Genomic DNA, 11,771 nt, shown 5'->3' on the forward strand with positions numbered 1-11,771 from the left:
GCCGTACGCGGCCCAGCCTAGGCCTTGCGCCTGCGCCGGAGAACGGGCACGAGAATTGGCGTCAGTCCGGCCGTACCGATGATGGGTTGGGGATTCGATGCTTGCAGATGAGAAGTTCTGGCGGCTCGTTGCGGTGCTGGGCGGCCAGCCCGAAGTCCAGGACGACCGGCCGTACGAGCGGTTGACCTCCATGCTGTCGGACGAGCCGGTGGAGCGGATCATCAATTTTGCCGAGACGCTCGCATTCAAGCTCTATCAGTTGGACCGTCGGGTGCTCGCTCAGGCGGTCCCACCGGGCGCTGATCAACTGACTGAGGACGGCTTCCTGTACGCGCGCTGCGCGGTGGTGGTGGCGGGGCCTGCGGCATTCGATGCTGTGCTCGCCGATCCGGCGGCGTTCGCCCGCTTCACGACCGTCGCGGCCGCGCACGCGGATTCGATCCTCGACGTCCCGTCGAACGCCTATCAGAAGGTGACCGGAGAGGAATGGGACCACGTCGAGGAGTACGACTACGAGACCGGCTCCAACGAAGAGTGGTGGTGACCTGACCCGCATCTCCTCAGCGCGGCATAGCAGATCATCGGCGCCTCCGGGTGGTCGTCCACAGGGGCGTCTGTTGTCCACAGCTCCGGTGGCCGGGCTGGCGGACGACCCGGCTCCGGGCCGAGGCTGCCGGCATGCGATCGCCATCCGCCACCCGTCTCGCCTCGATCCGCCGTACCGTGCTGCTCTGCGCGGCGTTCCCCCTCGCTCTGATCGTGCAGCTCTGTGGTCTGGCGGTGCTCGTGGCGTCGGTGCCCGGCCAGCCACCGACGCCGACCGTGCCGATCGCGTTCGAGGCGTCCGCTCCCGCTCCCGCTCCCGCCGAGCGCTTTCGCTGGCCGCTCGACGGGCCACCGCGACTGGTGCGCCGCTTCGACCCGCCACCGCAGCCGTGGCTCTCCGGCCACCGGGGCGTCGACCTGGCCGCCTCGGCGGGAACCGTGGTCCGCAGTGCCGGGCCGGGTACCGTCCTCTTCGTCGGTCTGGTGGCCGGCCGGCCGGTGGTCACCGTGGGGCACGCCGGAGGGCTCCGAACCACTCACGAGCCGGTGCAACCCGGGGTACGCCCCGGTCAGGCGGTCGCCGCTGGCGGGCCGCTTGGCGAACTACTGCCCGGCCACCCGGGTTGCCCGGCAGACGCGTGCCTGCACTGGGGCCTGCGCCGGGGCGAGGAGTACCTGGATCCGCTCGCCCTGCTCGGCCTCGGCCCGGTGCGGCTCCTCCCGCTCGACCCGGTGCGCGGGGTCAGCGTTGGGCGAGCAGCGCCGGCAACCGGGTGGCCAGCCGCTCGTACTCGTCGGCGGTGTTGTAGACCTGACCGGTGAGCCGCAGCCACCCACGGCCGTTCCAGCTCATCACCGCCACCTCGGCGGCGAGCCGCTCGCCGATGCGCGTCTGCAACGCCCGCGCGGCGTCGATCGTGGTGCCCGTCCCGGCCGGCAGCGGGATGAGACGCAGCGACACCCCCGGTCCGCCGGGGTCGGGCAGTTGGGCGGGGGGCACCCCCAGAGCGTCCCCCACCACCCGTTGGCCGTACGCGGCGAGCGCGGCGTTGTGTTCCCGTACCCGGTCGACACCGAGGCTGCGCAGCGTGAACAGCCCGGCGGGCGCGGCCAACCACGAGGTGTAGTCGAGGGTGGCCTGCCATTCGACCCGGGCCGGGAAACCGGACTCCTGCTCCCACGACACCACCAGCGGCTCGATCCGCTCGCGCCACTGCGGGGCGACCGCCAGCAGAGCGGTGCCGCGCGGCGCGTATCCCCACTTGTGCAGGTTGCCCGCCCAGAAGTCGGCGCCGATGCTGGCGACCGTGGTGGCGAGCATGCCGGGTGCGTGCGCGGCGTCCACCAGGACCGGCACGCCGTTCTCGTGGGCCACCGCCACGATGGCGGCGGTCGGGAAGAGCTTGGCGGTGGCGGAGGTGAGCTGGTCGACGACGAGCAGCCGGGTCCGTCCCGGGCGCAGGCCGGCCCGGATGGTCTGCACGATCTGCTCGTCGCCGGCGTCCAGCGGAATGGGCAGCACCCGGCTGACCGCGCCGGTACGGCGGCACTCCCGCGCGATGGCCAGACTCACCGCCCCGTACCCGTGGTCGGTGCTGAGCACCTCGTCACCGGGGCGCAGGCCCACCGACTGGAGCACCACGGCGACGCCGGTGGTGGTGTTGCCGATCAGCGCGCTGCCCTCCGGGTCCGCGCCGAGGAAGCCGGCGAGGTGCCGCCGGGTGTGCGCGATCCGGTCGACGAGCCCCTGGGTGAAGAAGCGCAGCGGGTTGGCCTCCATTTCGTCGCGCAGTCGCTGCTGGGCGCGCTGCACGCCGATCGGCACCGCGCCGAACGAGCCGTGGTTGAGGTGGCTGACCGCCGGGTCCAGGGAGAACAGCAGGCGGGCGCCCGGAATCGGCTCGGGAGGCTGCGGGACGCTCACTGGATGATCGTAACCGTCGGGCGGTCCGGCCTCCCCGCCAGTGATCAGGCGCGGGGGTGCGCCTGGCGGTAGGCGGCGCGCAACCGCTCCACCGACACGTGGGTGTAGATCTGCGTGCTGGCCAGCGACGAGTGGCCGAGCAGCTCCTGCACTGCGCGCAGGTCGGCGCCGCCCTCCAGCAGGTGGGTGGCGGCGGAGTGGCGCAGCCCGTGCGGGCTCGTCCGGGGCAGGCCGGCGGCCTCGGCGTACCCGCCGACGATCTGACGCGCCGTGGTCGGATTGAGCCGACCGCCACGGGCCCCGAGGAGCAGCGCGTCGCCCGAGTGCGGGGCGACCAGCGCGGGACGGCCCTGCCGCAGCCACTCGTCGAGCGCCCGCTGCGCCGGCACGCCGTACGGCACCGACCGCTCGCGGCGGCCCTTGCCGAACACCCGGAACACGCGCCGGGCGTGGTCGACGTCCTCGACGTCCAGCCCGCACGCCTCGCTGACCCGTACGCCGGTGGCGTAGAGCAGTTCCAGCAGCGCCCTGTCGCGCAGCGCCACCGCCGCGTCGGCTGCCCCCTCCGTCGTGGGTTCTCCGTCTGTGCCGGGCGTGGTCGTCGGGTGCCGGGTCGGTGCCTCCAGCAGTGCGGCGGCCTGGTCGGCGCGCAGGACGCCGGGCAGCTCCCGGTGCGCGCGAGGGCTGGCCAGCGCGGCCCCGACGTCTGCGGCGAGCAGCCCGGCGCGGTGTGCCCAAGCGCTGAACGCCCGTGCCGAGGCGGCCCGACGCGCCAGCGACGTACGGGCGGCGCCGGTGGTCCGCTGCCGGGCCAACCAGCTCCGCAGGACCGACAGGTCGACCTCGCCCAGGTCTCGGCAACCCATCCGCACCGCGTGGTCGAGCAGCGCGACCACGTCGGTGACGTACGCGCGGACGGTGTGCTCCGACCGGTTGCGGACCTGGGAAAGGTGCCCGGCGAAGTCGTCGACCGCGTCCCGCAGTGGCGGTGGCAGGTTCTGGTGAGTGGCCCGGGTGCCCCGGGCGGACCGGCTCACGGCCGCCACGCCTCTCGCGGCGGCACGGATGCGGTCCGCCGAGCGGCACGCGCACCTTCGCTGGCAGCAGGCACGGCACCAGCGTACGGCCGAGGGTTCTGCTCCGCCGGCCACGTCGGAGGCCGCGTCTACCGGCTGTCGGCGGGACCCTTGGGTTTGTCGACCGGGGCGAGGGCGTAGCCGTCGTCCCGTCGTACCACCATGGACAGTTCTTCGAGCAGTGACAGTTTGCGCAGCGCGGTACGCACGTCCAGGCCGGCGCGGGCGGCGAGCGTGTCCACACCCCGTGCGCCCCGGCGGGGCAACGCCTCCAGCACCGACCGGGCGTCGTCGTCCAGGTCGTCGGTCGGCCGCTGCGGGCCACGGGCCAGCGGGGCCAGGTCCGCGCCGATCCGGCCCACCTCCTCGAGCACGTGTGCGACGCCGGTGACCAGTCGGGCCTTGTCGTTCTCGCGCAGCAACTCGTGCGCGCCGACGGACATCGCCGAGGTCACCGGCCCGGGCACCACCATGGCCACCCGACCGGTGTAGATGGCCCGCCGCGCGGTCTGCGTCGCTCCGCTGCGCGCCGACGCCTCCACCACGACGGTGCCCAGCGTGCCGCCAGCGATCACCCGGTTGCGGATCAGGAACCGGGGCCGCAGTGGCTCGGCGCCCGGCGGCCACTCGCTGACCAGCAGCCCGGTGTCGGCGATCCGGTCGAAGAGGGCGGTGTTGCCCATCGGGTACGGCCGGTCCACCCCGCAGGCGAGCACCGCCACGGTGCGGCCCTCGGCGTTGAGGGCGCCCCGGTGGGCGGCGGCGTCGATCCCGAACGCGCCACCGGAGACGACCGTCCAGTCCCGCTCGGCCAGCCCGTACCCGAGGTCGGTGGCCACGTGCTGGCCGTAGGCCGTGGCCGCCCGCGCGCCGACCACGGCCACCGAGCGCTCCAGCGCCTCACCGAGCGGCCACGCGCCGCGTACCCAGAAGCAGAGTGGTGGGGCGGTCTCCGCGTCCACGCGGCGGGTCAGGTCCGGCAGCCGCAGCCCGACGAGGTCCGCGACCCGGGCCGGCCACTCGTCGTCGTCCGGCGTGACCAGACGCGCGCCGAGCCGATCCGCCCGGTCCAGGGCCTCGGCCGCCACCGTTCGGGCGTCGCCGGTCGACATCCGGGCGGTCACCGCTGAGGCCAGCCGCCGGTCGGGGCTGCCGCCGTCGAGCAGCAGATCCAGCGTCGCCACCGGCCCCAGCCGTTGGACCAGCGCGTGCACCGCGCGGGTGCCGGGCTCGGCCAGCCAGGTCAGCGCCACCCGGGCCAGCCTGCTCTGCTCGTCGGCGCTCATGCCGTCTCTCCTGTCCGTAGCTGGGTCGCCTCTCGTACGTCCTCACGGTCGGGCCGGTCCCGACCGTCGAGGTCCGCGATGGTCCAGGCCATCCGGATCACCCGGTCGAAGCCGCGCGCCGAGAGCGAGCCGGAGTCGAGCCGGGCGCGCAGTTCGGCGGTGACCGGCGCCGGTAGTCGCCAGGGCGGGCGGCGCAGGAACGGACCGTCCACCTCGGCGTTGAGTCGCCGTCCGAGGCTGGCCCAGCGGGTGGCCGCCGCGCCGCGCGCCGCCGCGACCCGGGCGGCGACGGTGGCCGAGGACTCGACGTCACCTCCGGACGCCATCAGCTCCGCCGCTCGTACGGGCATCAGCCGGACCTGCACGTCGATCCGGTCGAGCAGCGGCCCCGAGAGCCGGCCCAGGTAGCGGCGGCGGGCCACCGGCGTGCACTCGCAGTACGCGTCGCCGGACGGTTTCGCGCACGGGCACGGGTTGGCGGCCAGCACCAGCTGCGTCCGGGCCGGGTACTCGGTGCCGCCACCGCTGCGACTGAGCTGGATGCGGCCGTGCTCCAGGGGCTGGCGCAGCGCCTCCAACGCGCCCTTGCTGAACTCGGGGGCCTCGTCGAGGAAGAGCACCCCGCGGTGGGCGAGCGACACCGCCCCGGGTCGGGCCAGTCCGGAACCGCCGCCAACGAGGGACGGGATCGTCGCCGTATGGTGCGGCGCCTGGAACGGCGGACGACGCAGGAGCCGACCACCCGGTGGCAGCAGCCCCGCGACCGAGTGCAGGGCGGTCACCTCCAGCGCCGCGTCGTCGTCCAGCTCCGGCAGGAGCGACGGCAACCGCTCGGCCAGCATGGTCTTGCCGGCCCCCGGCGGGCCCAGCAACGCGAGGTGGTGCCCGCCGGCCGCGGCGACCTCCAACGCGCGCCGGCCCATCTGCTGTCCGGCGACCTCGGCGAGGTCGGGGCCGCCGGTGATCGGCGCCGGGGTGTCCGTCGGTGGCTCGATCAGCGGGCTGCCGTCACGGACGAAGGTGACCAGCCGGTGCAGCGTGTCCACCGCCCGTACCCGTACGCCGGGGATGACGGCGGCCTCGGCGGCGTTGTCGGTCGGCACGATCACGCGGTCGATGCCCGCCCGGGCCGCCGCGACGACCATCGGCAGCACGCCGCGCACCGGCCGGACCGTCCCGTCCAGGCCCAGCTCGCCGAGGATCACCACGTTCTCCAGTGGCAGCAGCGGTAGCTCGCCGGAGCCGCCGAGCAGCGCGGCGGCGATGGCCAGGTCGAACGCCGAGCCGAACTTCGGCAGCGTCGCGGGCAGCAGGTTCAGCGTGATGCGCCGGTTGGGCCACCGCTGGCCGGAGTTGACGACGGCCGCCCGGACCCGGTCGCGGGCCTCGTGCAGGGCGGTGTCCGGCAGGCCGGAGATCACCACCGCCGGCAGGCCGGCGGCGAGGTCCGCCTCGACCTCGACCAGATGGCCGGTGACGCCGACCAACCCCACGCAGAGCACCTTCGCGTAGCTCATGACGCGTCCCCCGTTCGTCGGCACATCTCAGAACGCGCCCTTGACGTGGTCGACCCGCGCGGGACCGGTGTCGGGCAGACGTACCGACACCACGTCGAACCGCACCTCGTCGGCGTTCGTGCCGGTCTCGGCGAGCCAGCGTGCGGCGAGGCCGCGCAGGCGGCGGGCCTTGGCCGGTACGACAGCCTCGGCCGGTGGGCCGAACGCGTCGCCCCGACGCGTCTTCACCTCGCAGAACGCGAGCACCGGCCCGTCCCAGGCGATGATGTCGATCTCGCCTTCCGGACAGCGCCAGTTTCGGACGATCGGGCGTAGTCCCGCCTCGCTCAGGTGCCGGGCGGCGCACCGCTCGCCGTACGCGCCGACCGCCTGGTTCCGCTTCGTCATGGCCGCGACGGTGCCCCTCGGCGCACGAGGACCGCGACCCCGGAACCGCCCGCCTGTGGATGATGGTCGCTCTGTGGACGACCGGACGATCAAGCCCCTGCTGTGCTAAGGCGCGCGGCGGTGTCGATCAACCCGGCCGGGCCGAAATGGCGCGGGCACGGCCCGTCGCATACGGTGCCTGACGTGGACGGACGACGGAGCTTTCCGGAAGATCAGGAGTCGCGCTGGTACCCCGACGAGCGGGGGCGCGGGTACGGCGAGCCCGAGTGGCGCGGCGCGGGTGAACCGCGATACCGCGACGGCGAGATCCCCGAGCAGCGCGGCGTCGAGGACGCCCGCTCCGTCGAGGACACCGGCGTCGGCCGCCGCCGCGAGCCCGACCCGGTCCGCTTCGGCGGCGTGCCCGAGCCCGACCCGGTCCGCCTGGGCGCGTTGGACGCGGGCCGCTTCGGCGGCGCGTCGGAGCCGGACTCCGCCCGTCTGGGCGCACTCGACGCGACCCGCTTCGGTGGTGCGCCGGAAGCGGACTCCGGGCGCTTCGGCGCCGTCGAGGCCCAGCCGGGGCGGTTCGGTACCGCCGAGGCCGACTCGGGGCGGTTCGGAGCGGTCGACCCGCTGGGTGAGATGCGTACGGACGCGGACGGTTACCGTGCGACCCGCTCGCGCCGGGCGGATCGGGACCCTTCGGAGATCTCCGGGGAGCTGCCCGGCCGCCGGGCCGCCCGAGAGTCACCGACCACGGCCATGCCGGACAGCGCCCGGGACCTCCCCCCGGCAACCATCGCGGACGCCGTACCCGCGGTCGCTCTGCTCGCCGGGCAGACCAGACCCGCCGAACCGGGCCAGTCCGCTGCCTTCGCCGAGCAGGGCCACCCTGTCCCACTCACCGCTGAGCAGAGCCGGCCCGCCCCGCTCGCCGGCTACCCGATCGTCGAGCCGACCCGGGGCGGAAGCGGGGAGCACCCGCATCCGCTGGACATGCCGACCGGCCCGATGCCGGGGATCGGCCCCCGCCCCGACCCGAGCGGGGGCGACGCACCGGCGTACTCCGCCGCGCCGGACGGTGTCTACCGGACCCGCCGGCCGGCGTTGGCGGCCCTCTTCGCCCTGCTGACGTTGATCTTCGAGATCCCCGCGCTGCGGGTGTTGCTGGCCGGTGTGACGGGCGACCCGGTGGACGCGGGCAACGTCGTGGTGGGCATCTGCCTGGTCGCCGGGCTGCCGATCTTCGCAACCGGGCTGTACGGGCTCAGGACGGGCGGACTCGCGCTCTCCGACAGTGGCCGGGGTTGGCTGCGCCCTCCCACGGCGTACCTGACTGTCGGTCTGGTGCTCTTCGTCGCCGCGGCGCTCGCCGCCGGCTGACCCGCCGCCGTCCGCCCCGCGCGGCACCCCGGCACGCCGAAACCGGGGAGGGGCGTACACTGGCCAACTGGCGACCGCCTCGCGCGGTCGACCTCGCGCGCCCTCTTCACGAATCGTCGTGTAGCGACGGCCTCCCTGGTCCCGATCTTGATCGGGTCCACCATGGGCCGGCGACCAGGCGCCAGGACGCCCGGCCACCGGCCGGGCGTGACAACCAGGGATCTTGAGGAGTACCCACACCATGGCCGTCGTGACCATGCGTCAGCTGCTGGAGAGCGGTGTCCACTTCGGGCACCAGACCCGGCGCTGGAACCCGAAGATGAAGCGCTTCATCATGACCGAGCGCAACGGCATCTACATCATCGACCTGCGCCAGACTCTCGACTACATCGAGAAGGCGTACGAGTTCGTGCGTGGGACCGTCGCCGAGGGTGGCAGCATCCTCTTCGTCGGTACCAAGAAGCAGGCCCAGGAGGCCATCGCCGAGCAGGCGACCCGGGTCGGTCAGCCGTACGTCAACCACCGCTGGCTCGGTGGCATGCTGACCAACTTCCAGACGGTGTACAAGCGGCTCCAGCGGATGAAGGAGCTGGAGGCCCTTGGTGACCTGAGCGGCACCGCCGCCGGTTACACCAAGAAGGAGACCCTGCAGCTCTCCCGCGAGAAGATCAAGCTCACCCGCACCCTGGGTGGTCTGCGGGACATGCAGAAGCTGCCGGCCGCCGTCTGGATCGTCGACACCAAGAAGGAGCACATCGCCGTCGACGAGGCCCGCAAGCTGGGCATCCCGGTGATCGCCGTCCTCGACACCAACTGCGACCCGGACGAGGTCGACTTCCCGATCCCGGGCAACGACGACGCCATCCGCTCGGCCGAGCTGCTGACCAAGGTCGTCGCCGCCGCCGTCGCGGACGGTCTGATCGCGCGTTCCGGCCGTCGCCGGGGCGGGGACGAGAAGCCCGAGGGTGTCGCGAGCGACGAGCCGCTGGCCGAGTGGGAGCGCGAGCTGCTGGAGCCGAAGAAGGCCGACGAGTCGGCCGCCCCGGCCGAGCAGCCGGCCGCTGCCGCCGCCGAGCAGCCCGCCGCCGAGCAGCCGGCGCAGGCCGCCACCGAGCAGCCGGCGGCCGCGACCGCGGAGTGATCGCATCGTCGCCGCCCCGCCGTCCGTTTTCACTGACGGCGGGCGGCGACGGTACGACGGGCACGTTCGGCCCGATTCCGGGTAACCGGCACCTCTGACCATCCACACGCCGACTCAACATCGAAGAGAGAGCCATGTCCCAAATCACCGCCGCGGACGTCAAGAAGCTCCGCGACCTCACCGGCGCCGGCATGATGGACAGCAAGAAGGCGCTGACCGAGGCCGAGGGCGACTTCGACAAGGCCGTCGAGATCCTGCGCGTCAAGGGCGCGAAGGACGTCGGCAAGCGGGCTGGCCGTACGGCCGCCAACGGTCTGGTCGCCCACTCCGGCAAGGCCCTGCTCGAGCTCAACTGCGAGACGGACTTCGTCGCCAAGACCGAGTCGTTCATCGCGCTGGCCCAGCAGCTGGTCGAGCACGGCGAGCGTTCCGGCGTGACCAACGCCGAGGAGCTGCTCGCCTCCGAGCTGGACGGCAAGGTCGTCGCGGACCTGATCCAGGAGCAGTCCGCCAAGATCGGCGAGAAGCTGGTGCTCAACCGGTTCGCCAAGGTCGAGGGCACCACCGCGGTCTACCTGCACCGCAAGGCCCAGGACCTGCCGCCGGCCGTCGGCGTGCTGGTGTCGTACACCGGTAAGAGCGACGAGGCGGGCGACGCTGACGCCCGCGGCGTCGCGATGCAGATCGCGGCCATGCGGCCGAAGTACCTCAGCCGTGACGAGGTTCCGGCCGACGTCGTCGAGTCCGAGCGGCGCATCGCCGAGCAGACCGCCCGCGAGGAGAACAAGCCCGAGGCGGCCCTGCCGAAGATCGTCGAGGGCCGGGTGAACGCCTTCTTCAAGGACTACGTCCTGGTCGAGCAGGCGTCGGTGGCGGACAACAAGAAGTCGGTGAAGCAGGTGCTGGCCGAGGCCGGCATCGAGGTGACCCGCTTCGTGCGGTTCGAGGTCGGCCAGGCCTGAGCCGCCACCGGGCGCCACGCGCGCCCGTGGGCAGGAGACGTCGAACGAGGAGGCCGCCGGTGTACGTGACAGGCACCGCGGCCTCCTCGTCACATAGGGTCGGCAGCGGCAGGTTCGCGGTAACGCCTCGCCCGGGGCGTGCGCGTGGGGAAGGCGGGGCGGATGACGCAGGTTGTGAGTGACCGGACGCTGGCGGTGGACGACCCGACGGCGCCGCCGCCCGGGCGGGCCCGTCGGGTGGTGCTGAAGCTCTCCGGTGAGGTGTTCGGCGGGGGTGCGATCGGCGTCGACCCGGACGTCGTGCAGGCCATCGCCCGCCAGATCGCCACCGTGGTCCGCCGCGGCGTGCAGGTCTCGGTGGTGGTCGGAGGGGGCAACTTCTTCCGCGGCGCGGAGCTGCAGAAGCGCGGGATGGACCGCGCTCGTGCCGACTACATGGGCATGCTCGGCACCGTGATGAACTGCCTCGCGTTGCAGGACTTCCTGGAGAAGGAGGGCATCGAGACGCGGGTGCAGAGCGCCATCACGATGGCCCAGGTCGCCGAGCCGTACATCCCGCTGCGGGCGATCCGGCACCTGGAGAAGGGCCGCGTGGTCATCTTCGGCGCCGGCGCCGGCATGCCGTACTTCTCGACCGACACCGTGGCCGCCCAGCGGGCGCTGGAGATCCGCGCCGACGTGGTGCTCATGAGCAAGAACGGCGTGGACGGCGTCTACACGGCCGACCCGCGGATCGACCCGACCGCCAGCAAGCTCGACTCGATCACCTTCTCCGAGGTGCTGCGCCGCAACCTGCGGGTGGCCGACGCGGCCGCGTTCAGCCTCTGCATGGAGAACGGCCTGCCGATGCTGGTCTTCGGCGCGCAGGGTGACGACACCATCATCCGCGCGGTGGGTGGCGACAAGATCGGCACCCTGATCACCGCTTGAGCCTGACGACTTTCAGCAGAGCCCACGACGAGCACAGAAGGAGGCGAGGAGACCGGTGATCGACGACACCCTCCTCGAGGCCGAGGAGAAGATGGAGCGTGCTGTCGAGCACGCCAAGGAGGAGTTCGGCGCCATCCGCACCGGTCGCGCCAACGCCGCCATGTTCTCCAAGGTCATCATCGACTACTACGGCACGCCCACGCCGCTGACCCAGATGGCGTCCATCGCGGTTCCCGAGCCGCGCATGGCCATCATCAAGCCGTACGACAACTCGCAGATCAACGCGATGGAGAAGGCGATCCGCGACTCGGACCTCGGGGTGAACCCGAACAACGAGGGCAACCAGCTGCGCATCCTGCTCCCGCAGATGACCGAGGAGCGCCGCCGCGACATGATCAAGGTGGCCCGGCACAAGGGCGAGGAGGCCAAGGTGGCCATCCGGAACGTCCGCCGCCGGGGCAAGGAGGAGCTGGACCGGATCGTCAAGGACGGCGAGGCCGGCGAGGACGACGGCCGCCGCGCCGAGAAGGAACTCGACGACCTGACGCAGCGCTATGTCGCCAGCATCGACGACCTGGTCAAGCACAAGGAGACCGAGCTGCTGGAGGTGTGACCACCGCCGGCTCGTCACGACGAG

Annotated in this window: 12 protein-coding genes; 7 read left to right on the forward strand and 5 right to left on the reverse strand. The window is 72.9% G+C overall.

The window, feature by feature from the left end:
• Nucleotides 1-97: 97 nt before the first annotated feature.
• Together ABZ272_RS20760 and ABZ272_RS20765 are read left to right on the forward strand one after the other, a co-directional pair.
• Nucleotides 98-544 carry a DUF4240 domain-containing protein gene (locus ABZ272_RS20760; RefSeq protein WP_355051581.1) on the forward strand — a complete coding sequence of 149 codons (447 nt, stop codon included), beginning with the start codon at nucleotides 98-100 and terminating at the stop codon, nucleotides 542-544.
• Nucleotides 545-678: 134 nt separating this feature from the next.
• The gene (locus ABZ272_RS20765; RefSeq protein WP_355051582.1) at nucleotides 679-1,368 is read left to right on the forward strand and encodes a M23 family metallopeptidase; all 690 of its coding nucleotides are present in this window, start codon (nucleotides 679-681) and stop codon (nucleotides 1,366-1,368) included.
• On the opposite strand, the gene ABZ272_RS20770 is transcribed toward ABZ272_RS20765, so the two are convergent.
• From ABZ272_RS20770 to ABZ272_RS20790, 5 genes are all read right to left on the reverse strand, one after another.
• Complete coding sequence (locus ABZ272_RS20770; protein WP_355051583.1) at nucleotides 1,289-2,470, reverse strand: aminotransferase class V-fold PLP-dependent enzyme; 1,182 nt, start codon at nucleotides 2,468-2,470, stop codon at nucleotides 1,289-1,291. The two genes, ABZ272_RS20765 and ABZ272_RS20770, sit on opposite strands and share 80 nt — an antisense overlap.
• A gap of 44 nt (nucleotides 2,471-2,514) precedes the next feature.
• A complete protein-coding gene (locus tag ABZ272_RS20775) occupies nucleotides 2,515-3,507 on the reverse strand; it encodes a tyrosine recombinase XerC (protein ID WP_355051584.1) in 993 nt (330 codons plus the stop codon).
• A 128-nt stretch (nucleotides 3,508-3,635) separates the two neighbouring features.
• A complete protein-coding gene (gene dprA / locus ABZ272_RS20780; protein WP_355051585.1) occupies nucleotides 3,636-4,832 on the reverse strand; it encodes a DNA-processing protein DprA in 1,197 nt (398 codons plus the stop codon).
• Nucleotides 4,829-6,349, reverse strand: coding sequence for a YifB family Mg chelatase-like AAA ATPase (locus tag ABZ272_RS20785; RefSeq protein WP_355051586.1), 1,521 nt, complete (start codon nucleotides 6,347-6,349; stop codon nucleotides 4,829-4,831). The genes dprA and ABZ272_RS20785 overlap by 4 nt, the downstream gene beginning before the upstream one ends.
• 27 nt (nucleotides 6,350-6,376) lie before the next feature.
• Complete coding sequence (locus ABZ272_RS20790) at nucleotides 6,377-6,736, reverse strand: YraN family protein (protein ID WP_355051587.1); 360 nt, start codon at nucleotides 6,734-6,736, stop codon at nucleotides 6,377-6,379.
• Between the two features lie 183 nt (nucleotides 6,737-6,919).
• Here ABZ272_RS20790 and ABZ272_RS20795 point away from each other — a divergent pair, with 183 nt between their 5' ends.
• The 5 genes from ABZ272_RS20795 to frr all read left to right on the forward strand — a co-directional run bounded on the left by ABZ272_RS20795 (nucleotide 6,920) and on the right by frr (nucleotide 11,747).
• Nucleotides 6,920-8,101 (forward strand): hypothetical protein, encoded by a 1,182-nt coding sequence (locus ABZ272_RS20795; protein WP_355051588.1) that lies wholly within the window; start codon nucleotides 6,920-6,922, stop codon nucleotides 8,099-8,101.
• Between the two features lie 241 nt (nucleotides 8,102-8,342).
• Nucleotides 8,343-9,242 carry a 30S ribosomal protein S2 gene (gene rpsB, locus ABZ272_RS20800; protein ID WP_355051589.1) on the forward strand — a complete coding sequence of 300 codons (900 nt, stop codon included), beginning with the start codon at nucleotides 8,343-8,345 and terminating at the stop codon, nucleotides 9,240-9,242.
• Between the two features lie 134 nt (nucleotides 9,243-9,376).
• The gene (tsf, locus tag ABZ272_RS20805; RefSeq protein WP_355051590.1) at nucleotides 9,377-10,204 is read left to right on the forward strand and encodes a translation elongation factor Ts; all 828 of its coding nucleotides are present in this window, start codon (nucleotides 9,377-9,379) and stop codon (nucleotides 10,202-10,204) included.
• 162 nt (nucleotides 10,205-10,366) lie between these two features.
• Nucleotides 10,367-11,134, forward strand: coding sequence for a UMP kinase (gene pyrH / locus ABZ272_RS20810; RefSeq protein WP_151490294.1), 768 nt, complete (start codon nucleotides 10,367-10,369; stop codon nucleotides 11,132-11,134).
• 55 nt (nucleotides 11,135-11,189) lie between these two features.
• Complete coding sequence (frr, locus tag ABZ272_RS20815) at nucleotides 11,190-11,747, forward strand: ribosome recycling factor (RefSeq protein ID WP_088946658.1); 558 nt, start codon at nucleotides 11,190-11,192, stop codon at nucleotides 11,745-11,747.
• Nucleotides 11,748-11,771 lie beyond the last annotated feature (24 nt).

Source organism: Micromonospora sp. NPDC005979 (assembly GCF_040614415.1).
GTDB lineage: Bacteria > Actinomycetota > Actinomycetes > Mycobacteriales > Micromonosporaceae > Micromonospora.